Annotated in this window: 16 protein-coding genes; 14 read left to right on the top strand and 2 right to left on the bottom strand. The window is 37.0% G+C overall.

All coding sequences use genetic code 11. The features are described 5' to 3' along the window. The first annotated feature begins 227 nt into the window (after nt 1-227). The 7 genes from HYG86_RS18080 to HYG86_RS18050 all read left to right on the top strand — a co-directional run bounded on the left by HYG86_RS18080 (nt 228) and on the right by HYG86_RS18050 (nt 10,410). Nucleotides 228-1,586 carry a tyrosine-protein kinase domain-containing protein gene (locus HYG86_RS18080; RefSeq protein ID WP_213166941.1) on the top strand — a complete coding sequence of 453 codons (1,359 nt, stop codon included), beginning with the start codon at nt 228-230 and terminating at the stop codon, nt 1,584-1,586. Between the two features lie 551 nt (nt 1,587-2,137). Beyond that, nucleotides 2,138-2,944: a transglycosylase domain-containing protein gene (locus HYG86_RS18075; protein WP_213166940.1), complete on the top strand. Its 807-nt coding sequence runs from the start codon at nt 2,138-2,140 to the stop codon at nt 2,942-2,944. Nucleotides 2,945-3,079: 135 nt separating this feature from the next. After that, nucleotides 3,080-3,445, top strand: coding sequence for a GxxExxY protein (locus HYG86_RS18070; protein WP_213166939.1), 366 nt, complete (start codon nt 3,080-3,082; stop codon nt 3,443-3,445). A 1,939-nt stretch (nt 3,446-5,384) separates the two neighbouring features. Beyond that, nucleotides 5,385-6,137 (top strand): exodeoxyribonuclease III, encoded by a 753-nt coding sequence (locus tag HYG86_RS18065; RefSeq protein ID WP_213166938.1) that lies wholly within the window; start codon nt 5,385-5,387, stop codon nt 6,135-6,137. Nucleotides 6,138-6,720: 583 nt separating this feature from the next. Further along, nucleotides 6,721-7,650 (top strand): D-cysteine desulfhydrase family protein, encoded by a 930-nt coding sequence (locus tag HYG86_RS18060; protein WP_425489230.1) that lies wholly within the window; start codon nt 6,721-6,723, stop codon nt 7,648-7,650. A 387-nt stretch (nt 7,651-8,037) separates the two neighbouring features. Beyond that, nucleotides 8,038-9,552: a murein biosynthesis integral membrane protein MurJ gene (gene murJ / locus HYG86_RS18055; RefSeq protein ID WP_246451841.1), complete on the top strand. Its 1,515-nt coding sequence runs from the start codon at nt 8,038-8,040 to the stop codon at nt 9,550-9,552. Between the two features lie 495 nt (nt 9,553-10,047). Continuing rightward, nucleotides 10,048-10,410 (top strand): hypothetical protein, encoded by a 363-nt coding sequence (locus HYG86_RS18050; RefSeq protein ID WP_213166937.1) that lies wholly within the window; start codon nt 10,048-10,050, stop codon nt 10,408-10,410. Nucleotides 10,411-10,571: 161 nt separating this feature from the next. Here the strand turns inward: HYG86_RS18050 and HYG86_RS18045 are convergent, their stop codons facing one another. Next, nucleotides 10,572-12,101 (bottom strand): AbgT family transporter, encoded by a 1,530-nt coding sequence (locus tag HYG86_RS18045; protein WP_213166936.1) that lies wholly within the window; start codon nt 12,099-12,101, stop codon nt 10,572-10,574. A 339-nt stretch (nt 12,102-12,440) separates the two neighbouring features. Here HYG86_RS18045 and HYG86_RS18040 point away from each other — a divergent pair, with 339 nt between their 5' ends. Both HYG86_RS18040 and HYG86_RS18035 read left to right on the top strand, forming a co-directional pair. Beyond that, complete coding sequence (locus HYG86_RS18040) at nt 12,441-14,435, top strand: N-acetylmuramoyl-L-alanine amidase (protein WP_213166935.1); 1,995 nt, start codon at nt 12,441-12,443, stop codon at nt 14,433-14,435. A 189-nt stretch (nt 14,436-14,624) separates the two neighbouring features. Then, complete coding sequence (locus tag HYG86_RS18035) at nt 14,625-16,502, top strand: Ig-like domain-containing protein (protein WP_213166934.1); 1,878 nt, start codon at nt 14,625-14,627, stop codon at nt 16,500-16,502. Nucleotides 16,503-16,544: 42 nt separating this feature from the next. On the opposite strand, the gene HYG86_RS18030 is transcribed toward HYG86_RS18035, so the two are convergent. Beyond that, nucleotides 16,545-18,353, bottom strand: a complete 1,809-nt coding sequence (locus HYG86_RS18030) for a heme NO-binding domain-containing protein (protein ID WP_213166933.1) — start codon at nt 18,351-18,353, stop codon at nt 16,545-16,547. 866 nt (nt 18,354-19,219) lie between these two features. On the opposite strand from HYG86_RS18030, the gene HYG86_RS18025 reads away from it, so the two are divergent. The 5 genes from HYG86_RS18025 (at nt 19,220) to HYG86_RS18005 (ending at nt 24,845) form a co-directional block, all read left to right on the top strand. Further along, complete coding sequence (locus tag HYG86_RS18025; RefSeq protein ID WP_213166932.1) at nt 19,220-19,585, top strand: GxxExxY protein; 366 nt, start codon at nt 19,220-19,222, stop codon at nt 19,583-19,585. 113 nt (nt 19,586-19,698) lie between these two features. Then, complete coding sequence (locus tag HYG86_RS18020) at nt 19,699-21,204, top strand: hypothetical protein (RefSeq protein ID WP_213166931.1); 1,506 nt, start codon at nt 19,699-19,701, stop codon at nt 21,202-21,204. Between the two features lie 11 nt (nt 21,205-21,215). Next, entirely contained in the window at nt 21,216-21,476 is a 261-nt protein-coding gene (locus HYG86_RS18015) for an EscU/YscU/HrcU family type III secretion system export apparatus switch protein (protein ID WP_213166930.1), read from the top strand. Between the two features lie 143 nt (nt 21,477-21,619). Continuing rightward, on the top strand, nt 21,620-23,053 hold the full coding sequence (locus HYG86_RS18010) for a flavocytochrome c (protein ID WP_213166929.1): 1,434 nt from the start codon (nt 21,620-21,622) through the stop codon (nt 23,051-23,053). A 754-nt stretch (nt 23,054-23,807) separates the two neighbouring features. Further along, nucleotides 23,808-24,845: a M42 family metallopeptidase gene (locus HYG86_RS18005; protein WP_213166928.1), complete on the top strand. Its 1,038-nt coding sequence runs from the start codon at nt 23,808-23,810 to the stop codon at nt 24,843-24,845. The last annotated feature ends 831 nt before the right edge of the window (nt 24,846-25,676 follow it).

Raw genomic sequence — 25,676 nt, 5'->3', positions numbered from 1 at the left:
CACAATTTACCACAAGGGGGAATGCCCCCTTGTGGTATAACTTTTTTAAATGGGTGTCGAAAGTTGTCGCACGAAAAGCATTGAATAATAGTTCAAAAGATACTAAAATGATATTATGTTTGACTATGTAGAATCAAAATATGTAGCTTTTAGCAGGAAAATGGACTTTTTTGTAGAATATATTTTAGTCGAGCTTTATAGTACATACAGGTAAAGGAGAGGAATACATGGATTCACAGGAGTACGAAATTGATTTGAGGCAAATATTTGATATATTGTTTAAGAGGTTATGGATTATAGCAGCTATTGTTTTAGTTACTACTACCACTTCCGCAGTAGTCAGCTATTTTTTCTTAGATAGAGTATATGAAGCTTCATCTAGTTTAGTAATTTTAGCTAAGGCTGATTCTGGAAATATACAGTATAATGATGTTTTACTTAATCAGAGGCTAGTTAAGACATATAGCGAAATTGCTAAAAGCCGAAGTGTTTCTACTGAGGTAATTAGAAAGCTGGGTTTAAATATGTCCCATGGCGAGTTTGCTGGCAAAGTTCAAGTTAACTCAGTTAGAGATACTGAGGTTATCGAGATAAGGGTTCAGGATACTGATCCCCAACGTGCTGCTAGGATTGCAGATGAGCTTTCTAGCGTTTTTATGAGCAAAATTGTTAATTTTTTAAACATCGACAATATACAGATTTTGGATAGAGCGTCTGTGCCAACTAGTCCAGTTAAACCAAGGCCTGCATTAAATGTCGCAATCGCTTTTCTGCTTGGGGCAATGCTTGGTGTAGGAATAGTATTTTTAATGGAGTTTCTAGATAATACCTTGAAAAATCCAGAAGACATTGAAAGACATTTAAAGCTCCCAGTACTAGCTACTGTTCCTGAAATTGAAGGTAGTCAAAGTGATATCAATCTGATAACTTATAGGGAGCCAAAGTCACCTATTTCAGAAGCATATAGGATGCTTAGAACAAATATCCAATTTGCCAATTTAGATAATGATTTAAAGACTATTGTTATTACTAGTACTGGTCCGAGTGAAGGTAAAAGTACAACCATTTCAAATTTAGCTATCACTCTTATTGGAATGGGACATAAAACGTTGATTATAGATGCTGATTTGAGAAAACCTAAAGTGCATAAGGTTTTCAACTTAGATAATGATTCTGGTATGACCAATGTTTTAATGGGAGAAAGTCTAGAAAATGCTGTTAAGCGAATAGGTGGAATCAAGCTTGATATTCTAACAAGTGGACCTATTCCACCAAACCCTTCAGAGTTACTTGGTTCTAAGAAGATGAAAGATTTTATAGAGGAATGTAGCAGGAGCTATGATTTTGTATTGATCGATGCACCACCTATCGGTATAGTAACAGATAGCGCCATATTGTCTAGCATTTGTGATGGAACTATCTTTGTTGTTGCAGCTGGCGAGGCTCAGAAAGACCAGACACTAAAAGCTAAGGAAATGCTTGAAAAAGTAGGCAAGAAAACTTTAGGTGTTGTTGTCAACAAAGTGAAGATCACTAAGAGAAATTATGGAACGTATTATAATTACTACTACGCAGAGGAAAAATAATTTTAGACACCACTGGCTTTGATCAGTGGTGTTTTTGCGAGCAGAAGGTAATTGGATTGGCGACTATGACACTGCTGCCCACTAATTTTCTTAGAAAAAATGAATATTTTCATAGTCTCTTTCATATTATTTTGTAGGATATGTTGGAGGAGGGAGTTTTTATGTCACGAATAAGAAGAGTTGGGATTAATAGCTGGAATTGGGAGGCTTTTTTTAAGAGCTTCTATTGGTATGGTGTGAGGGGCATGAATACTCATGCTACTTTGATGATCCTCTTTATTATGTTAACTGCTTGGATTGGATTTATTCCATTGATGATATATTGCGGCAAGAGAGGTAACATGGACTACCGTAAGCATTTGTCGTCTCAAAGGGTAAGGGTCGACTTTGGCGACAGGGTCACTTTGTGACGTAGGATTGCCTTTGGCAACAGGTTTGCTTCGCGAAAAGTAAAGTTAAAAATGCTAGTAACGCTCCTAGTCTTTGGGGGCGTTATTTTTTTGAATTTGTCGGATAGAGGATTTTTTTGTTGATTTGGAGAATTATATATTATGGTTATGAATGATGTGAGTAAATATAAATATATAGGTGAAGGGCTGGGGATTATGAAATTGTTTAAGTTCTTGTTTAGAGTGGTTATTGCTTTAGTGGTGATTTTAGGTGTTGTTGTTGCTTATACATATGCAACTATTTTGGTTCCTTTTTCTGCTAATTATATAGACTGGGATAATCCGGAGCCTATTTATGAAGAAGATAGGTCTATTTATGTTGTAAGGGATGTTTTGATTAGGGAGTTAGAAGTAAATAAGATTGATTTTGTGTCTTTTGAGGAGCTGCCAGAATTTTTGGTTGATGCTTTTGTAGCCATAGAGGATAATCGTTTTTTTGATCATAGGGGCTATGATCCTAGGGGTATTTTGCGTGCTGCTAAGGTAAATGTTACCAGTGGTGATCTTGTTCAAGGGGGTAGTACTATTACCCAACAGTTGGCTAGAAATTTATTCTTGAATCTTGAGCAAACTGCTGAGCGAAAGCTTTTAGAGCTTTGTATTGCCATGGAACTTGAGAGAAGGTTTACCAAGGAAGAGATTTTTGAGATGTATTTGAATCAGATTTATTTCGGTAGTGGTTACTATGGTGTTGAGCGGGCATCCCAAGGTTTTTTTGACAAGAGCGTGAAGGATTTAGATTTAGGAGAAGCTGCAATGCTTGCAGGGATTATTAAGGCGCCTAATGTGTATAATCCAAAAAGAAATATTGACCTAGCAGTAAAGCATCAGCAAGTTGTCTTGTCACAAATGAAGCATTTCGGCTACATCACAGATGAGGAGCTTGCGGTGTTTAAATCAAATGATTAAAGACAATATTTTAAATAGTCACGGACCATATGCTGCCAAGATATCAAAGATTTATAACACGGCACCCTTCAGAGATCACTGGCCAATGGGTTTTCGAAATTGGGATATAATTAAGTACTTAAAGGGGGAGAAGTTATGTTACATAAGGAAATTACAGGTAAAATTATCCGGGCGGCTACTGAGGTCTATAATGAACTAGGCTTCGGTTATTATGAAAAAATCTATGAGAATGCACTAGCTTATGAACTGAGTCAAATGGATTTGAACTGTGAATTTCAAAGGGAGTTGCTAGTTAATTATAAGGGCAAGGTAAACCTAGGTAAATTTGTTGCTGATCTGATAGTGGATAACAAGGTCGTAGTAGAGTTGAAGTCTGGGAGCACAAGAGCAGAATTTCATATACCACAGATATTAAATTACATGAAAGCTGCAAACATACAAGTTGGGCTTATAATAATTTTTGGTAGAGAGAAGGTCTTTTATAAAAGAGTGATAATATAAGTTTCAGAGTTGGGCATGATTTTCGAAGCAACACTGTGAGGGACAGAATTATGTAGCTTATTTAGGCCGTGTAAAGTTTTTTTCTGTGACTAAATTACTTGATTTGAATGTATTACTAGCAGCTAAAACTAACATTTAAAACCTATCATTAATAGTCACGGGCCATATACTGCCAAGATATTCAAAGGTTTTATAACACGGCACCCTTCGGGCATCACTGGCCAATGGGGTTACGAAATTAGGTAAAATGAGAGTATTTTTGGCTGGTTTTGTAGCAGTATGTACACCGTGAGGGACAGAATTATGTAGCTTATTTAGGCCGTGTTAAAGTTTTTTTCTGTGACTAAATTACTTGATTTGAGTGTATTACTAGCAGCTAAAACTAACATTTAAAACCTATCATTAATAGTCACGGGCCATATACTGCCAAGATATTCAAAGGTTTTATAACACGGCACCCTTCGGGCATCACTGGCCAATGGGGTTTCGAAATTAGGTAAAATGAGAGTATTTTTGGCTGGTTTTGTAGCAGTATGTACACCGTGAGGGACAGAATTATGTAGCTTATTTAGGCCGTGTTAAAGTTTTTTTCTGTGACTAAATTACTTGATTTGAGTGTATTACTAGCAGCTAAAACTAACATTTAAAACCTATCATTAATAGTCACGGGCCATATACTGCCAAGATATTCAAAGGTTTTATAACACGGCACCCTTCGGGCATCACTGGCCAATGGGGTTACGAAATTAGGTAAAATGAGAGTATTTTTGGCTGGTTTTGTAGCAGTATGTACACCGTGAGGGACAGAATTATGTAGCTTATTTAGGCCGTGTAAAGTTTTTTTCTGTGACTAAATTACTTGATTTGAGTGTATTACTAGCAGCTAAAACTAACATTTAAAACCTATCATTAATAGTCACGGGCCATATACTGCCAAGATATTCAAAGGTTTTATAACACGGCACCCTTCGGGCATCACTGGCCAATGGGGTTTCGAAATTAGGTAAAATGAGAGTATTTTTGGCTGGTTTTGTAGCAGTATGTACACTGTGAGGGACAGAATTATGTAGCTTATTTAGGCCGTGTAAAGTTTTTTTCTGTGACTAAATTACTTGATTTGAATGTATTACTAGCAGCTAAAACTAACATTTAAAACCTATTATTAATAGTCACGGGCCATATACTGCCAAGATATTCAAAGATTTTATAACACGGCACCCTTCGGGCATCACTGGCCAATGGGGTTACGAAATTAGGTAAAATGAGAGTATTTTTGGCTGGTTTTGTAGCAGTATGTACACCGTGAGGGACAGAATTATGTAGCTTATTTAGGCCGTGTTAAAGTTTTTTTCTGTGACTAAATTACTTGATTTGAGTGTATTACTAGCAGCTAAAACTAACATTTAAAACCTATCATTAATAGTCACGGGCCATATACTGCCAAGATATTCAAAGGTTTTATAACACGGCACCCTTCGGGCATCACTGGCCAATGGGGTTTCGAAATTAGGTAAAATGAGAGTATTTTTGGCTGGTTTTGTAGCAGTATGTACACCGTGAGGGACAGAATTATGTAGCTTATTTAGGCCGTGTTAAAGTTTTTTTCTGTGACTAAATTACTTGATTTGAGTGTATTACTAGCAGCTAAAACTAACATTTAAAACCTATCATTAATAGTCACGGGCCATATACTGCCAAGATATTCAAAGGTTTTATAACACGGCACCCTTCGGGCATCACTGGCCAATGGGGTTACGAATTTGGGTAATAAAATAGAGGTAAATGTGTGTATTTTTGCTGCTTTTGTAGCAGTATGTACACCGTGAGGGACAGAATTATGTAGCTTATTTAGGCCGTGTTAAAAGATTGTAGCAGGATATGATCCGTGACTTAATAATGGATTTTTTGTTTTTATATTTTTTAATTAGGAGGTTATTTTATGAGGTTGGTTTCTTGGAATGTTAATGGGTTTCGGAGTTGTTTGGGGAAGGGGTTTATGGAGTATTTTAATAGTGTTCAGGCTGATGTTTTTTGTTTGCAGGAGACTAAGTTGTCTGAGGGGCAGGTTGAGGTTGAGTTGGGAGGGTATTATCAATATTGGAATTACGCAGTTAAGAAGGGTTATTCTGGTACTGCTGTTTTTAGTAGAATTGAACCTTTGTCTGTTGCATATGGTTTAGGGGAGGAGAAGCATGACCAAGAAGGTAGGTTGATTACCCTAGAATTTGAGGATTTTTATTTGGTCAATAGTTATACTCCCAATGCCCAAAGACAATTAGCACGCTTGGAATATAGATTGGAGTGGGAGAAGGTTTTGAGGACTTATCTTTTAAAGCTTAAGGAGACTAAACCTGTTGTTTTATGTGGCGATTTAAATGTTGCTCATAGGGAGATTGATTTAAAGAATCCTAAGACCAATAGAAAGAATGCTGGTTTTTCTGATGAGGAGAGAAATGAGATATCTACGCTGTTGGACTCAGGTTTTATTGATACTTTTAGGTACTTTTACGAGAATAAGACAGATGCTTATTCTTGGTGGTCTTATATGAGGAATGCCCGTGAGAGGAATATAGGGTGGCGCATTGATTATTTTATTGTTTCAAAGGAGCTAGAGTCTAGGCTTGTAGATGCTAAGATTGACTGTGATATCATGGGGAGCGATCATTGTCCTGTTGTTCTTGAGGTGAGGTAAGGATTGCCCTTTGGGCACCAGGATTCGCTTCGCGAACAGGTTTGTTTACGCAAAAAGAAGTTCAAAAGAATTTTACCACTATCCTTCACTATTCAAAGACTACAAAGCGCACTTGCTTAAGGCATTAAAAAAAGTCATTAATTACTAAGTTTAATATATAGTGTGGTTCTTTTTAGTAGAGGTTAGTGTGAAGCTGCTTTGTATTTAAAGTTCAAGGGAATTTTTACCACTATCCTTCAATATTCAAAGACTACAAAACGTACTTGATTAATGACTAAAAAGTCTTTAATTACTAAGTTTTTATATAGTGTAGTTCTTTTTAGTGGAGGTTAGTGTGAAGCTGCTTTGTTTTTAAAGTCCAAGGGAATTTTTACCACTATCCTTCAATATTCAAAGACTACAAAGCGTACTTGCTAAGGACTAAAAAGTCTTTAATTACTAAGTTTTTATATAGTGTAGTTCTTTTTAGTGGAGGTTAGTGTGAAGCTGTTTGAAAATATTATTGAAGGGAGAGGTTTTTGTGAGGATTCCTGGGTCTTTGGTTTTGGCTAATTTGCCTACCTCTATTGAGAGGTTGGGTAGGTTGAGTGAGGAGTTAGGGGTTAATGTCTTTGTTAAGAGGGATGATCAGACTGGGTCTGAGATTACTGGCAATAAGGTACGGAAGTTAGAGTTTGCCATTCAGGAGGCCTTGGATCAGGGGTGTGATTACTTGATTACTTGCGGTGGTATCCAGTCTAATCATGCAAGGGCAACTGCTGCAGTAGCTGCAAAGCTGGGCTTAGGGTCATGTTTGGTTCTACGCAGTAGTGGGGGTGACAACTTAGAAGGTAATTTCTTTTTTGGCAAGCTGTTAGGTGCAGATATACGTTTTGTTACTCCTGTAGAATATCGTGAGAGCAGGATGGATATTATGAAAGAAATTACGGAAGAACTTGCTGCAAAAGGGCATAGGGCATATATAATCCCCGAAGGTGCTTCCAATGGTATAGGTTCTTTTGGTTATTTTAAAGCTTTAGAAGAGATTTTAGGGCAAGAGAAGGAACTTGATGTTAAGTTTGATGCCGTAGTAGCTACTGTGGGTTCTGGTGGTACTTACGCTGGGCTTTTTTATGCAAATAAGGGTCATAATAATTCCGGTAAGGTATATGGTATTAATATTTGTGATGACGCAGAGTATTTTAAAGATAAAGTTGTTGGGCTTATTGATGAGATGAATGGCTATACAGGACAGGAGCTTAATTATAATAGGAATGAGTTAAACATTATTGATGGCTATGTTGGAGATGGGTACGCTTTAAGTAGGCATGAGGAACTGGAGTTTATTCATTGGTTTGCTAGGCTTGAGGGTATTATTTTGGACCCTGTTTATACAGGTAAGGCCATGTATGGTTTAGTTGAGGAGATCAAGAAGGGGACATTCAAGGATTGTACGAATATCTTGTTCCTTCATACTGGTGGGATTTTTGGGTGGACGGAAAGCGCTCGTTTGGCTTTCGCGGATTTGGGATAGCCTCTTAGGAAAACATAAAAAATGGATTTGACTATTTATAATTCGTCTCCCATTGTGTCAGTATGTACACCGTGGGGGACAAAATTATGTAGCTTGTTTAGGTCGTGTTAAAGAAGGGTTCTTCTGTTATTAATAGTCACGGGCCATATACTGCCAAGATGTTACAGAGCATATATTACACGGCGCCCTACGGGCATCACGGACGAATAGGGTTACGAAATTAGGTAGAAATAGAGTATATAGATATAAATAGTTTCTGAATATATAAGAATAATCCTTGTACTGCACCGATACCAGTAATTTTATATTGTTACTTTTGGTACTTTTGTGCTATTATATTATTTATATATTGTAATTAATTCGAAATTTATATATGGGGGATATATTATGAAGAAGACGGCAATTTTGTTGATGATTTTGACAATTGTTTCTAAGTTTGTGGGTTTTGGTAGGGAAATTACACTTTCGTATTTTTACGGGGCATCAGCTATTAGTGATGCTTATTTAATTTCTCTTACTATCCCTCAGACTATATTTGCATTTATTGGTGCAGCCATTGCCACTTGCTTTGTTCCCATGTATAGTGGCATAAAGAAAAACCAAGGGCCAAGACAGGCTAATAGGTTTACTAGTAATCTAACAAACATAACATTAGTACTTTGTACTGGCTTTTTTATATTTGGTATGATCTTTACAGCTCCTGTTGTGCGTATGTTTGCATCGGGTTTTGAAGGCGATACCCTTGCATTAGCTGTTCGCTTTTCCCGTGTTACTTTGTTTGGTATTTACTTTTCAGGATTGACATATGTTTTTACTGCTTATCTACAGGTTAACAATAATTTTGGTATTCCAGCTTTAACTGGGTTTCCTTTTAACTTTGCTATTATTATTTCAATAGTACTAAGTAGCTCCGTAGATACTATTTTCTTATCCTATGGGGTTGTTTTAGCAATGATTTTGCAGCTATTACTTTTAGTACCATTTGTTAAAGATGTAGGTTATAAGCATAAGTTCAATCTAAACATTAAGGATGAGAATATAAAGAAAATCTTATATTTAGCCATGCCTGTTATTTTAGGGTCTTCTGTTAATCAGATTAACAAGTTAGTGGATAGGACATTAGCCTCTCGTTTGGCAGTTGGGGGGATTTCTGCCCTTAACTATGCCAGTAGGCTAAATGGTTTTGTTTTTGGTATTTTTGTTGTTTCTATCTCCACAGCTATGTATCCTATGATTTCTAAAATGGCTGCAGAGAATAATATGGATGGTTTGAAAAAGTCTCTTGGTGAGGCTATCAGTGGTACTAACCTTCTTGTTGTACCAGCAGCTGTGGGTTCTATGCTTTTTGCTCAACCAATAGTTGAACTTTTATTTGGTAGGGGTTCTTTCGATGGACAAGCCCTTAAAATGACATCTACTGCTTTGTTCTTCTATTCCATAGGGATGATTGGCTATGGCTTAAGGGAGGTTTTAACTAGGGCCTTCTATTCTTTACAAGACACTAAGACACCTAAGATCAACGCTGCTATTTCTGTTGTTGTAAATATTGTATTAAACTTTGTTCTTTCTGCTTTTTTAGGTATAGGCGGTCTTGCTCTAGCTACAAGTATTTCTGCTCTTTTTTGTACGGGGCTTTTATTTATAAGTTTGAGAAAGAAGGTAGGCTATTTGGGCTTGAAAAATATTGGCGAGTCTTTTGCTAAGATTTGCATTGCTTCGGGGGTCATGGGAGTTGTTGCTAGGGTTGTTTACGCTATTTTAAATGATTTTAGTGCTAGTGTGGCCCTTGTTGCTGCTATTGGTGTAGGTGCTGTTGTGTATTTTGTCCTTGTGTTTTTGTTACGCATTGATGCTGTGGACAGTATTACTTCAGGTGTTAAGAGGAGACTTAGGGCGAGGTAAGTGTTGCTGGGGTTATGATATTGGGTAATGACTATAGAGTGTTTTTGACTCCTGTTGTGGCAGTATGTACACCGTTGGGGACAGAATTATGTAGCTTATTTAGCCCGTGTTATATGAAAGTTTCTTCTGTGACTTTTTATTTGATATAGAATGTATTATTGTTACTAACTAAATGCAAAAGAGTTAGAACCTATTTTAAATAGTCACGGGCCATATTCTGTCAAGACATTAAAGTCTTTTTGACACGGCGCCCTTCGGGCATCACGGGCGAATGGGGTTATGATATTGGGCAGTGACAAATAGAGAACAAATAGGGTATTTTTGACTCCTGTTGTGGCAGTATGTACACCGTTGGGGACAGAATTATGTAGCTTATTTAGCCCGTGTTATATGAAAGTTTCTTCTGTGACTTTTTGTTAAGTTTTTTATTTTTTGTACTTATTTTTGTATTTTATCTATATAATTTTAGTAAATGATTTGTTTGGGGGTGTTGTTGTGGATTTTTTTAATAAGGTTAAGGATAGTGTTAGTAAGGGTGTTTCTAATGTTAGTGAGAAGTCTACTACCATGATAGAGAGCTCTAGGATTAAAAAGGAGATTTCTGCCCTTAGGGCTCATAAGACAGGCATGCTTACAGATTTAGGAAAACTTGTTTATGTGCGCTTTTCCGATGATAAATTAAGCGCAGATGAGATAGTTTCTAAGTGTTTAGTTATACAAGATATAGATGAAAATATTGCTGTTAAAGAGAAAGAGCTACAAAATACTTTAAACCTATGTGACTGTGGCCAAAGGTTTGTACCAGAAGCTAAATTCTGCGCCCATTGTGGAAAATCAATAGGTGAAGTAGAAGAATAGTAACTAAGGTTATTATATGTTCTAACCAGTACATATAAGTGGTTAAGTCAAAGGAGCGACTCAAATTGAGCCACTCCTTTTTTTGTTAGGTGTGTAGTTATAATTGTGAAATCGTTGTATGGACAGAATTTGAGTCCTGCATGCACATATTAGAAGATATTTTACATCAACAACATGCCTAGGAAAATGGTTCCTCCTGGTCCTATTGGCAGTTGTAATAAGAACCATAGTACTAATAGCAATATCCACGCTATTAGCAAAGCAATTGCGTAAGGGAGCATTGTAGAGATAAGTGTCCCAATACCTATGTTGTGGTCATATTTTTCTGCAAAAGCAATGATTATGGCAAAGTAGGGCATCAGTGGCGAGATAATGTTTGTAACTGAGTCACCAATCCTATATGCCATTTGTGTAAATTCTGGGCTGTAGTTCAGTTGCATAAATAGTGGTACGAATACAGGGGCCATGATTGCCCATTTAGCAGAAGCACTTCCTAAGAATAGGTTTATAAAGCCTGCTACTATAATGAACATTATTATAAGAGGGAGGCCAGTTAGATTTATGGCCTGGAGGAATTCGGCTCCAGATACAGCCAGTATTGTCCCGATGTTTGACCATCCGAAATATGCAACGAATTGACCTGCAGCAAAGGCTAGAGCTATATATCCGCCCATTTCTTGCATGGACTTTGATAGATAGGTTGCCACGTCACCATCACTTTTTACATTGCCCACAGCCACACCAAAGGCAAGGCCTGGGATCAGGAACATCAAGGCAATTATCGGTACCATACTTTGAACAAAGGGAGAATTCCCTGCAATTATTTCTCCTTGGTCATTTCTAAGGATACCATTGGCCGGTACTGTCAATGCAGCGAAAAAAGCTGCTACCAGTAGCATGGCTATCAGAGCCCATACTAAGCCTTTTTTCTCTGCACTTGTCACTTCGTCTAGTTGATCTATGTGCTCGCCTTTGTATTCACCTAGGCGAGGTGCCACGATTCTTTCTGTTACCCATGTGGCCACAAGTGTTACTAAAAAAGTAGAAGCTATCATGAAGTACCAGTTGACAGTAGGTGGTACTGCATAGGTTGGATCTAAAAGCTGCGCAGATTCTGCTGTTAGACCTGCAAGCAAAGGATCAATAGTGGAAAGAAGTAGGTTTGCACTAAAACCACCGGAAACTCCTGCAAAGGCTGCTGCAAGTCCTACTAAAGGATGTCTTCCTTTAACTGCAAATATTATTGCACCTAGGGGTACAAGTACTACATAGCCAGCATCTGACGCTATGTTAGACATAATACCTGCAAATACAACAGCCGCAGTTAGCAGTGCATCTGGTGCCCCAAGGACTAATACTTTAATCAGTGCTTTAATTAGCCCTGTTCTGTCTGCAACTCCAACTCCTAGCATTGCCACTAGCACTGTCCCTAATGGAGCAAAGCCAGTAAAGTTCGTAACTGCTCTACCAAATATATTTTGTATCCCCTCTCTGGAAAGAAGGTTAACTGCCTCTACAGTTTCACCAGTTGTGGGATGTACAACAGTTATTCCAAGCATGCTGACAATCCAAGAGAGGACTAATGTAAGACCGGCTAGTAAAAAGAAAAGCGTTATGGGATGTGGTAGTTTATTACCGACTTTCTCTATACCTCCCAATATACTATCACCAAAGTTTCTTTTTCTGGTCATTTAATTCAACTCCTTTGTATGTATTCTTTTATATATTTTGTAGAAGTTCTTTCTTGTATGCATTTTGTTTGTTTAAAGCTTGCCTTCGGCAGCAGGATTCGCTTCGCGACAGGTTTGCTTCGCAAAAGTAAAATGCAATATTGTTAGCTGCTTAGACACAGGTATAAAAAGTGAGATTAATGCTTAGAGCTCTGGATGCTGGGATTTAATCTATTAATAGTTTTTCCTGACTTCTTATTTTCATCTTCTGTAAATTTGTGACAAAATTAGAGGATTTTTTTATATTGTATCGAATATAAATAAGTGTTAAATTTTACAAGTGGGAGAGGGGGGAAATAGTTGAGAAGAGTTTTTGCTATTATTTTATGTTTAATTTTGTCTTTTTCAATGGTTGGAGATGTTATTGCTCTAGGGACTAATGAAATACCTAACACCTTCATAGTCAGTGGTAGAGTTATAGCTGAGGATGGAAGCCCCATCAATTCCGTAGAAGTAGAGTTTATAAAAGGATCAGTTGTAGGAAAAACAACTACAAATGAAGAAGGATTTTTTTCATTGGAAGTAGAAGAAGGTGTCTACGAGATAGCCTTTAACGCTTTAGGTAAATGGAACTTAATAATAAATTCTATTGATGTGAGTACAGAAGTGGTGTTAGGTGATATAACTCTTATTGAGCAAGTAAGTAATCCAACTTTCAAAAGAGGAGAACAAGTTAATTTTTATCTATTCGCTGATGCAGAGAATTTAGAAATGAACGGTACTCTCCCAGAGGGAATTAGCTTTAGTCCAAATGGATTGTTGTCTGGATCTCCCAAAGTAGCTGGTGTTTTCCCAGTTACCATTACAAGAGCTGTTGGAGATTCTACCATGGCAGCTAGTTTTGATATTACAGTTGTAAAAAGTGACAATGCAAACCTCAGTGGAATTGTGATCAATGGTAAGCCTATTGAAGGCTTTTCAAGTAATAAGCTAAGTTATAATTACTTGAAAAAGGTAGGGGAGACATTAAATCAAAGTTCTGTTGTTGTAACAAAGGCTAATGAGTTTGCAAATGTCCAAACTTCAGTAACTGCCAGTAAGATAGATATTGTAGTTACAGCTGATAATGGAAGTAAGAAAACTTATACTGTTAATATTGAAAACGAGAAAATTCCAGTGGAAAAGGTTACTGTGCCTTCAAAGAATATAAAGTTATTAGTTGATGGTACTGCTGAACTTGTTTATGAAGTATCCCCGAAAAATACAACTGACGTCGTTATCTGGAGTGTTGTTGATAGCTCTATCGTTTCCTTAAAAGATGGAGTAATCACAGGTCATAAAGCTGGTAAAACAACTATTCAAGCAAAAGACCAAACAGGAAAGCTTCTTCAGGAAATAGTTATAGATGTATATCCAGTGGGTGATGTCAATCTTGATGGCAGGGTAGATATTAACGACGCTATACAGATCCTTCGATATGTTGTAGGTCAGGCTAAGCTTACGGGGTTTAACTTAACTGCAGGTGATGTTAATTTTGATGGCAACGTTAACATCAATGATGCAATTTTAGTTTTGCGTCATATAGTTGGAGATGCTAATTTAGGTAAAGGTCCCCTTTCTGGTAAGGTTGTTATGCTTGACCCCGGGCATGGTGGGAGGGACCCTGGTGCAGTAGCACATGGTTATCACGAAAGGTTATTAAATGATCAGCTTTCTGACGCTATTGCCAAAGAACTTAGGGCAGCAGGAGCAACTGTATTGTTTACAAGACAACCTTTCAACAATATAACCATCGAAATGGCTGATAGGATACCAACAATCAATAAATCTAATGCAGATATTTTTATCAGTGTACACCATGATGGTAGTACCAATCAAAGTGTGCGAGGTGCCTCAGTTTTCTATAGTACATATAGACCTGCAGTTACCACTAAAGATGTTTACGTTCTTTGGAATGGTAAAAAATATCCTTATGTTGGTGAGATAGATACTTCTAAAGGTAATGAAGGTGGCTATATTATCAATGATAATGGAACTTTACGTTCATTGACATTTAGTACAGGGGCAAGGGCATATAGTAGTAACCCCAGTCAAGTAGCTAAAAATAGTATAGTTCTTGCCGATAAAGTATATCAAGCATTGATAAAATCTGGTTTGAGGGAACGTAGTGCTCCCTATGATACCAATTATTACATGACACGTTGGCCCAACATCCCCGCCATTTTGTTAGAGGCAGGCTTTGTAACCAATAAAGAAGATGTAACACTAGCTGCAAATCCTGTAGAGCAAGCCAAAAGGGCAAGACTTATAACGGAAGCAATAATTGAATATTTCAAAGTGGTTGATAAAAAATAGGGTTTTACAACCCTATTTTTTCTTTAGACATGTCGTATTTTGTCGGCAAAATTATGCATTATGATTGGATATTAGTTGAAGGAAATCTTACAAAAATCTCGAATATAATATAGGCTGAATTTTCATCTTTTACGTCTGAGGAAAAATAATCTATATTTAAACAATTTAGGGAGAGAGGGAAGTGTGTTAATGATTAAAAAAATGTTCGCGCGTATTTGTTTTGCATTACTTATTTTAAATACCTTTGGTAATATTTTTGTTCCTCAAATAGCATTAGCTTCTAGTGCAAATATTAGTGTAACTTCTGTAGATGGCGTAATAGGCAGCGAGGTGACAGTGGAGATTAGACTGGCTAATGCCACAAATGTTTCAGGATTTGAGCTAGAGCTGGAATATGACCCAAGCCATGTGGAGGTAACTAACATTCGCAGAGGTAACTTGATTAGTAATGGAGATAATTATCTTTTCTTCAGTAACCCTCAGTTTACAGGCTCCCGATTGAAAATTACAGGTGGATCTACAAACCCAGAGAGGATTTTCTTAAAGGGATCAGGTACTATTGCTACAGTAACCTTTAAAGTTAAAGGTGAAAAGCAAAGCAGTTTAAGACTAAGGAATGTTATTTTCTCAGGGGATAGTGTTGGGAATATAAGTAATGGTACTGTAAGACAAGTTATAACAGCTACAGGAGTTACCCTTAGTAAATCTTCATTAAGCTTAGATGTGGGCCAGTCTGAAAGACTGACTGCCACTGTTACACCAGCAAATGCAACTAATAAGAATATAAATTGGAGATCCAGCAATACAAATGTAGCAACAGTTGATTCAAATGGTAATGTAAAAGCCGTGGGCCCAGGTAGTGCAAATATATCTGCAACAACCCAATCAGGTAATAAAGTTGCCACAGCCAGTGTCAATGTGACTGCAAGGGTAACAGGTGTTAGTATACAAGGGAATTCTACTATCTTGATTAACACTTCAAATAATCTTACTGCAAATATTACTCCTTCCAATGCCAATAACAAAAAAGTAACATGGAGTAGCAGCGATACCTCTGTAGCAACTGTAGATAATAATGGTAGAGTTACTGGTGTTAAAGCAGGGGAAGCTACTATTACTGTAATTACAGAAGAAGGAAACAGAACTGCCACCATGAAAGTCAAGGTTGTTACTACTTTACCTGTTGAAGGGATTAGTGTAGCAAACAGTGAAGTTTCAATTGTAGTAGGTGAGGTAAACAAAAACACTGTTGAGTTTAAACCAGATAATGCTAGTAATAAGGGTCTAAGTTTTGAAAGTAGTGATACCTCTATAGTAATTGTTGACGCTGAAGGTAACTTTAGAGGCCTTGTACCTGGAGAAGCTACCATAACAGTAACTTCAGCTGATGGAGGACATAAAGCATCTTTTAAAGTAATTGTTAATCCCAGAACAGGGGATGAAGCTGTTTCCACATTCAATCCTATCTTAGTTAATGAAAATACTTTTGTTTTCCCTGCCTATATCTTGTTAGGTGAAAATGATTTAGAGTTTACAAACGATGATTTTTCTATGGTTTTAGGGCGAGATGTTATTCAGTCTACCTTAAAGGAAAATGGACAGGAAAATGCAGAGTACTTTACAATTATTGTCAATAAGGTTCAGCACGGGACACCATCTGGGTTTATTCCCCTAAGTCCTGTATATGAGTTTTTCTTAGAAGTAGATGGTAATAAAATTAAAAACTTTAATGGAGAAATTGTTAAAGAGTTTTATTTTGATAAAATGAGGGAACTAAACTTAGAAAATGTTTCTGTTTACTGGTTCAATCCAGATACAGATGCTTGGGAGGTTGTCCCAAGTGAGATTGATTCAGAAGCAGGAGTGGTCCGGGCTAAGTTGAATCACTGGAGCAGGTTTATACTTATGGAGGATATGAATTCCATAACTGGTGGTGATAAAAAACCTCTAGGTACTGGTGGTTTACTAGGATTTATATTCTTGTCACTGGTAGTAGGCTTTGCAGGTGGTTTCTTCTCAAAGGATATAATAGTTTCTAAGGTTGGTAAGAAAACAAGAACCATGTAATTTAAAAAATCCCATCTTCTCATTGAGGAGATGGGATTTTCTTTATATCTGGTATGTGTCTAAGTCTTCTTTGAACTGTTCTGTTAGTTTCTTAAATTCCTTTATGTTTGAGGACATATCCATTATTTTGTAAGTATACTGGGTAACGTTTGCAGATACCTCTTGGGAGGATGCTGAGTTTTCTTCAGCTATAGCTGCAAGGTTTTCTATCTTTTGATAGATGTTAGATATGGAGTTGGTTTCTAATGTTAACTGATCAATCATCTCTATTATGCTATCTGTAACAGAACGGATGCTTTGGGTTGATTTGAAGTTGGAGTCAGCTACTTTTTCTAGCTTGCTGCTTTCGTCTTTTAGTATAGTAAATTGATTTTCTATATCTTGTACTATTTCAGATATGCTCACAGTAAATGAGTTTAAGTCGTCAGTGATACTTGTTGCAGCTTTTTTGGATTCTTCGGCGAGCTTGCGGATTTCTTCAGCTACCACAGAAAAACCTCTACCTTGTTCACCAGCTCTAGCTGCTTCTATGGATGCGTTAAGGGCTAGTAGGTTAGTCTGTTCAGCTATAGATGTAACTGTTTCAACAACTTCGTTTATGTCTTTAGTTTTTACTTCTAGTTTGTCACCATTGTCTTTAAGGCGTGAAAACTGTGAAATAATAGCTTGTAGGTTTTCTGTTGTCTGTTTAACATCATTGTAGCCTTGGTTGATTTCACCAACTACTCCTTCGAGAAGATCTTTACTTTCATTTTCTTTGTCCACAATCTCTTTAAGGGAGTTGATGTTATCGTTTAGTATGGATACGGAATTCTCTGTTTCTTCTGCTTGGTTCATGGCTCCAGCTGCTACTTGTTCAACAACTAAGGATATCTCAGATGAGGTTTCGTTCATATCTGCAGAGATCTTTGTAAAGGTCTCGCCAAAGGAATCCATTTCATCTGTAAGTCCTTTAAAGGCAACAAAGTCTTTTACTAATAGGTTTTTGTATAGGTTTAACTTGTTGTTTAGTGCTTCATATTGGTCTTTAGTATATATTTCGTTTGTTTCATAGTAGTTTTTGTTGGTTATGTTGTCCAATGAAGCCATAATCTTCTTTAGTGGTAAGTTTATGATTTTAGAGGATATGTATGAAGATATAAAAAAGATAGGAATGATAGCATAGGTTCTTATATCTGTTTCAACAAAGGGTGACATACCTAGTGTTGCCATTGAAGTTATGGCAGTGGCCATAATTGCAATTTTTACTTCAGCTGATTTTATAAAACCCAAGGATAGGACTTTATTTATAGGGTAGTTTTTCCTTGATACTATGGGTTGTTCAAATGTTAGCTTAAGGGTTACAGAGCCTTCGGCTTCTGACTTAGATACTGTTGATACTTCTATTTTTTCCTTGAAGTAGTCTGCAGCACCATAGAGTAAACCTTGGAGGTAGTCAAACATTCCACGCTTTGATATATATTGAAGTGTGGCTTCATTTTTAGATACAACTTTCATTATAAGTCTTGGGGGAGTGGCTCCAGGCATCTTATTTGTAATTATTGTATGTATGTCGTCCATGGAGCTTAGGAAAGAGTATAGATTTTGTTGTTTAAAAAAGCTTGGGTACAGTTTGAAGAAGGACATGATATTTCTTTTACCTATGGCTTGCCATATTTCAGACACTGTTATTCCTAGCTCAGTAGCTATACCTTTAATTATTTTTAGTGGTATTTCTTCAGGTATGTCTTCTGATGGTTTAATGATGTGTCCTTTGTCCCAGTTTGCTTGGTTCATGTGCTTTTCTACTATGTCATCACCGTATAGTTCTCTTGCTGTATTCATCCAAGCGGACATAAGTGTTCCTTTCATTTTAGCACCTCCGGTTTATTTTATTAAGAATTTTTATTGATTAGACATATTGTAATTATATTACAGTATAGGTATATGGACAAGCTAAATTTTGTCATTAATCGACATTTATTTTAAATCAAAAGACCTTAGGGGATTAAAATCCTAGCCACGGATTTACACTGATTTACATGATATAAAGGGCAAGGGCTTAGCCACAGATCTGTATGATCTATATGATCTTAAGTGCAGAACGTAAGGGCAAGATCTTAGCCACGGATTTACACTGATTTTCACGGATATCAAAATAAGGGTTGTAGATAAAAGCTTAATAGCTGGCTTACTAAGAAAGACTCTCCCAACAGACAGTTGTAGCCAAGGCTTCAGCCTTGGGACCCACGAAACTGACATATATTGTAGGGTGCTGGGCTTCGAACCTGCCCGGACCTTCAAAGCTAACCTACAGATTAACCACTGATATAGATGATCATTGTGTTCTTAAGGTCAAGGGGCATAAAGTCAAGGGCTTAGCCACGGATTTACACTGATTTTCACGTAATTTTTCAAGAGCATGGTCAAAAGAAAAATGAATTTTTTAGCCACAGATCTACATGATCTTTATGATCTTAAGGGCATAATTTTTTTTAAGTATAGAAGGTTAATTATTCTTTAAGTTGCTAAGATAAACTATATTAGCATAGGATATATAATCTTAGGGGAATGGCTTTCTTGGGGTCGAGGGGTATTTTTTACTTATTTTATAGAACATGGAGTTTTTATAGTTTATAATAGTACTATTATAGTAGTTTGGAGGAGGCTTCAGTGAGAGCTTGCTTATTTGGCTTGGTGTATGTAATTTAAGTTACTCATTGGAGAGGATGATCAAAATGTATTTACATGAAGAAATTACTAAAGAGATAATCGGGGCGGGATTTGAGGTATATAATCAGTTAAGATACGGGTTTGCGGAAAAGGTTTACGAAAATTCTTTGGTAGTGGAATTAAGATTGAGGGGTTTTAAAGTGGAAACTCAAAAAAACATCACTATTAAATATAAAAATGAATTGGTAGGATTGTATGTAGCGGATGTAGTAGTCGAAGATAAGGTTATAGTAGAGCTCAAAAGTAACAAGGGAAATGTAGAAGATGCAGTTCCACAACTCTTAAATTATCTATCTGCTACCAATTTAAATGTAGGTTTAATACTAAACTTTGGACCTAAAGATTTGGAATTTAAAAGATTGATGAGATGATCTTTAATTAATTATTTAGGATTTATGATCATGTTGATCATGTAGATCTGTGGCTAAAGCTATTATTTTTACTTTATTTTATTGTTGATTGGATTTAGAAAGGAGTGGTTTTTGTGAGGGTTTCGGCTGAGGTTTTTCAGGGGTTGGTTGGGGAAAAGGGGTTTGATTTTTCTAATGTTCGCGTTGGGGATGTTTTGAATGCTCGAGTGTTGGAGATTTTGGAGGATATGGTACTCATCAGTGTTAAGGGTGAGAAGATTGCTGCTAAGACTGATATACAACTGCAGGTGAATGAACAGATAAAACTAATATTTCAAGGTCTTGAAAATGGAGAGATCAAGTTAAAGATAGGTAGTTCTTTAAATGAAGGTTCTTCCCATACTAATGGTATTGTTAATGCTTTAGAAGATATGGGGTTGGTACCCAATGATAAGAATATTGAAATCTCACAGGGCTTGCTTAATAATAAGCTTCCTGTTGATTTATCCAGCGTAAAGGTGTTGGACAAGATTTTACCAAAGGTTAATAATTCTGGTTTTAGGGACCAACTACAACAAGCTATTACCCTCTTAAAAATGGATCTCCCAATTACAAAGGAAGGTATTCAGGTATTAGCTAATACTAGTGGCAATGAAGTTAGTGAAGTACTAAAAGGTATAATAGAAAATCTCCTTGTTATTGATGGAGAATTGGCTCAAGATCAAGATGTTGGCTCTACAAGCAAGAACGTAAGTTCTACCTTGCAAAATAGTGAAGGTCTTGTTAATGCCAAGTTAGAAGATGTACCTTTGTCTAAAGGGAGTATAGGTGCTACTGCTATAGAGAGTGAAGTTAATCAAGCTGCGGATAGGGACAATGTAGAGAATTCAAAAGCCTTTGGAAGTAACTCTACCCTTAGCTCCCTTACCGTTGGTAAAGATAGTATTAAGTTAAATGAACTGTTTCAGAAGTTTACAGAAGGTTTCAATGTTAAAGGGGACAGTGAAGAAATTAAAGGAGCCATTGAGAAGGTTTTTAAGGAAAACACTTCTATCAAGTTGTTTGAGTTACTAGATGAACTTTCGAAGGTAGAGAAAAAGGAATTACAGCAACAGCAAAGGGTAATTCCCGATACTGAAAAGCCCGAGAGTCAAGTGTTAGAGAAAATATCCCAAACTAAGACCCATGTTGTTGATTTAGTTAAGGGTTTAGCTAGGGATACTTTGATGACCTTGCAGGATAGGCCAGTTACTGAGAACAACAATGTTTACTTGAACCTTCCTCTAAACATTGATGATACATGGTATGATACGAAGATACATATTAATTCTGATTTAGATAAAGAAAGTAAGACTGACTTTAACAAGAAGGTTTTTGTTCGCATAGATGTGGAGACTAAGTCCTTAGGAAGTGTGGGAGTAAAGCTAGAGATTGTGGAAAAAGGTGTCAGCTGCACTGTGTATGTTGAGGGAAATAATGCCTATGGAATTTTTAACTCTTCCACTAACGAATTAAAGGATATGTTGTTGGAAACATACAAGGATGCCAGTGTAAGTGTTGAAAGGATTACTGAGGGTATGGTTGTTTTAGAAGAGGAAAACAGAGATGTTAAGTTTAGTAGGCTTGATTTTAGGATATAGGGGGGCTATTTTTGGAGGACAGAAAAAAGGTCGCAGCTTTAAGATATAGTAAGGATAGGAAAAGAGCCCCTGAGGTCATTGGAACTGGAGTGGGGGATGTGGCAGAGAGAATATTGGAAATAGCCAAGGAAAATGATATTCCTCTGTATAATGATGAAAGACTGGTAAATCAGCTTATTGCTTTAGAGTTAGGGGATCAAATTCCTCCTGAGCTTTACAAGGTTGTTGCGGAGATATTAGTTTTTGTTTATAGGGTGGATAAGAAGGCGTAGTCGCTAAAGGAAGAGCTTACTTTGGGTAGGCTTTTTTTGCTTTGGTGTGTGTTTCAATAATTTACCATTGTAGAGGATAGAAGGATGTTGTATATTATATTTTGTAAATGAAAGAATTCACATTCACGAGAGGAGACGTACTAATGAAATTAAGACGATTAAATGTAATGGACAGAGTATTAATAGTGTCAATGGTTGTTGTTTTGACACTTGCAGTTTTAGCTGGTTGTAATCGAGGTAGTTCATCTAATGATTTGAAAACTGATGTGGTTATTATCGGTTCCGGTGGAGCTGGGCTAGCTGCTGCAATAGAAGCTAAAGATGCTGGCAAGGAAGTAATAATTGTTGAAATGATGAATATGGTTGGTGGAAACACCCTTAGAGCTACAGGTGGTTTAAATGCAGCTGGTACTTCTGTACAAAAGGATCAAGGGATTGAAGATAGCGCTGACAGTCACTATGAGGATACTATGAAGGGTGGTTATAACATAAATAACCCTGCGCTTGTGGAAATTTTAGCTTCTCAAGCAGCAGATAGTGTTGAGTGGTTGATTGGCTTAGGAGCTGACTTATCAAACGTTGGTAGGATGGCTGGTTCTTCCCAAGATAGAACACATAGACCTACAGGTGGAGCTCCAGTTGGGCCACATGTTGTACAGGTGCTAAAGGAAAATGCTGAAGAAAGAGGTATTGAGATATTACTTGAAACTAAGGCTACTGATATCATAACTAAAGATGGTAAGGCTACTGGTATCAAGGTAGAGCAAAAGGATGGCACTAAGTTTAATATTACAGCGGATGCTGTTATTATAGCTACTGGTGGTTTCGGAGCTAGTGAAGAGATGTTTGCAGGTTTTGATACAAAGCTAGCAGGCTTCGGTACAACCAACCATGCTGGTGCTACTGGAAGTGGTATTGTTATGGGACAAGCTATTGGGGCAGATGTTGTTGATATGGATCAAATCCAAACACACCCAACAGTTGTACCGTCTAATGGTCATATGATTACTGAAGCTGTAAGGGGTAATGGTGCTATCTTAGTTAATGCTAAGGGCGAGAGGTTTGTAAATGAACTTGCTACTAGGGATGTTGTTTCTGCAGCGATTTTAGAGCAAGAAGGACAAACTGCTTATCTCGTGCTTGATAACTCCATTAGAGAAAGTTTAAGTGCCATTGATGGCTATATAAGAATGGGTATTACCCTTGAAGGTACAACCATTGAAGAGCTAGCTAGTAATGTAGGTATGGATTCTGATACTTTAGTTAACACAATTACAGCATATAATGGCTTTGTAGACGGGGTAGACGCTGACTTTGAAAGAGCTGATATGCCAAGAAAGCTGATTGAAGGTTCCTACTACGCAATAGAGATTGGACCTGCTGTTCACCATACCATGGGTGGATTAGTGATTAATGCTGAAGGACAAGTTATTGATACAGAAGGCAATGTTATAAGCGGTCTATTTGCAGCAGGTGAGGTTACTGGTGGTATTCACGGCGGCAACAGACTTGGTGGTAATGCCATGACAGATCTTATTGTTTTTGGTAGAATTGCAGGGAAATCCGCAGCTAAATAATTAATCAAATACACCTCTAGTTAGAGTTCAATCTGACTGGAGGTGTATTTTAAATAAGAGAAATTATTTCGACACTAATTTCACTATAGTCCTTATCACTAACTGACACAATAAATAACAAACCTTCGAACACCATCTGGCACCAACTAAAACCGCACCATTTTTCACCAAGAGATATGTAAGTGGGGTCTTGTTAAAACATATGTACACTGATAACTCGGATTTTGAAAGAAATTTAACTGCTAAGTTCATAGGAATTTCTTATTACAGATACGCAAAAAATAAATATTCGGACACCATCTGACACCAATTAAAACCCCGCCATTTTTCACCAAGAGATATGTAAGTGGGGTCTTGTTAAAACATATGTACACTGATAACTCGGATTTTGAAAGAGATTTAACTGCTAAGTTCACAAGATTTTTTTATACAGATACGCAAAAAATAAACATTCGGACACCATCTGGCACCAACTAAACCCCACCAATTTGCACCAAGAGTTATGTAAGTAGGGTCTTATTACTAAGATTTTTTATAGTGCTGAGCTTTTTAGTGAAAGTTAGTGTGAGGAAGGTTTTATGTTTTTCTTTAGACCCAGCATGTAGCTATAAGTCATTTTTCTGTAGCCAATAAAAAATCTTGCCTCCAAAACGCACCCCTATTTAAATATTTTTATCACAAAGAAGGTATTTTGTTTCTAAGGTCGAAGTAAATTAATAAAGGCTTCTAACAATAAAATAAGGGAGGTTCTTAGATGGAATTATTAAAAAGATTAACAGAGACCGCTGGTATTGGCGGTAGGGAAGAGCGTATTCGCTCTATCGTGATCGATGAGCTTAGAGATTATGTTGATGAAATCCAGGTGGACGCCATAGGTAACGTTATTGCTTTAAAAAGAGGTAGTGGTAGTGGCAAAAAGGTTATGATTAGTGGTCACATGGACGAGATTGGTTTTATTGTTACCTACATAGACGATAAGGGCTTTTTAAGATTAAATCCCGTTGGTGGGTTCGATCCTAAAACTTTAGTTGCACAAAGGGTTAAGGTTCATGGTAGAGAGGATTTAGATGGTGTTCTTATGCCTGGTATTAAGCCTATACATTTAATGACTCCAGAGGAAGCGAAAAAATCCTTGGCTGTCAGTGACTTTTTTGTTGATCTTGGTAGAAGTAAGGAAGAAGTTGAAAAGCTTGTTAGAATTGGTGATTTTGTAACTTTAGAGCGTGATTTTCTGGAGATTGGAGATAACTTCTCCGCTAAGGCTTTAGATGACAGAGCTGGTGTTTATATCATGATTGAAGCTATTAAGGGTTTGAGCAAGCATGATGTAGATATTTATGCTGTTGGTTCAGTTCAAGAAGAGCAAGGTTTAAGGGGTGCTACAACCAGTGCTTTTGGTGTACAGCCTGATATCGGTGTAGCTTTAGACGTTACCATCGCAGGGGATATCCCAGGTGGGAGCCCTCATGCTCAGATTACAGCTTTAGGTGCCGGTGCAGCTATTAAGGTTATGGATTCTGCTTCTATTTCAAATTATAAGTTGGTTGATTTCATGAGGGACATAGCTGAGGAGAATGGTATTAAGTATCAGATGGAGATTCTTCCACGAGGAGGTACTGATGCAGGTGCTATTGAGAGATCTAGAACTGGCTGTCCTGTAATTACTTTATCTTTACCTACGAGATATGTTCATTCAAATGTAGAAACTGCAAATAAGAAGGATTTAGAGGCAACTGTTGAGCTTCTTACTAAGTTTTTAGAGAACGCTCATAAGGGTGACTTTACACTGTAGTTTTCGCAGTTCGCAGTTCGCAGTTCGCAGTTAGCTTTACGCTTTAGAGCAGGCCTTTGGGTCTGCTTTTCTTATTATAAAAACATTGCCACTAACTTCACGAAAAATCTCATCACTAACTGGCACAAAAGATTAAAACATTTTGGACACCATCTACACCAACTAAAACCGCACCATTTTTCACCAAGAGATATGTAAGTGGGGTCTTTTTAGAATTAGAACATATAGACACTGATAACACTGATTTTATAAGAGATTTAACTGCTATGTTCAAAGGACTTTTTCTTGTTACTGATTGTTAAAGATAATTATTCTTCACGGTAATGGAAAAAAAGATTATAACATTTGGACACCATCTACACCAACTAAAACCGCACCAAGTTGCACCAAGAGTAATGTAAGTGGGGTCTTTTTTGAATTAAAACATATGGACACTGATAACACTGATTTTATAAGAGCTTTAACCGCTATGTTCAAAGGACTTTTTTATCACTGATAGTTAAAGATAATTATTTTCACGGTAATGACCCAACAGACTACTTTTTACTGATATAAGGACCCAGCATGTAGCAGTAGATAGACGTTTTCGCCCAGCTCTTGACCCAGCATAATTGCTTATGAGACAGGTTCATTTAAAATTGGTGTTTAAACTACATTTATAATAAAAAATAATACCAATGCAACAACAAAACCATACAAAAAAATTAGGACCCAGCATGTAGCAGTATATTTCTTGATCTTAGACCCAGCATGTAGCAATAAGTCGATGTTTCTGTAGCCTATTAAAAGAAAAGACCATCAACCTCACTCCCAAGTCCGCGTAATCTGCGT

It is taken from the genome of Alkalicella caledoniensis (genome assembly GCF_014467015.1).
In the GTDB taxonomy this organism is placed as follows: Bacteria; Bacillota; Proteinivoracia; order Proteinivoracales; family Proteinivoracaceae; genus Alkalicella; species Alkalicella caledoniensis.
The sequence above is the reverse complement of the archived record's forward strand: the minus strand, read 5'-3'. Positions and strand labels throughout refer to the sequence as shown.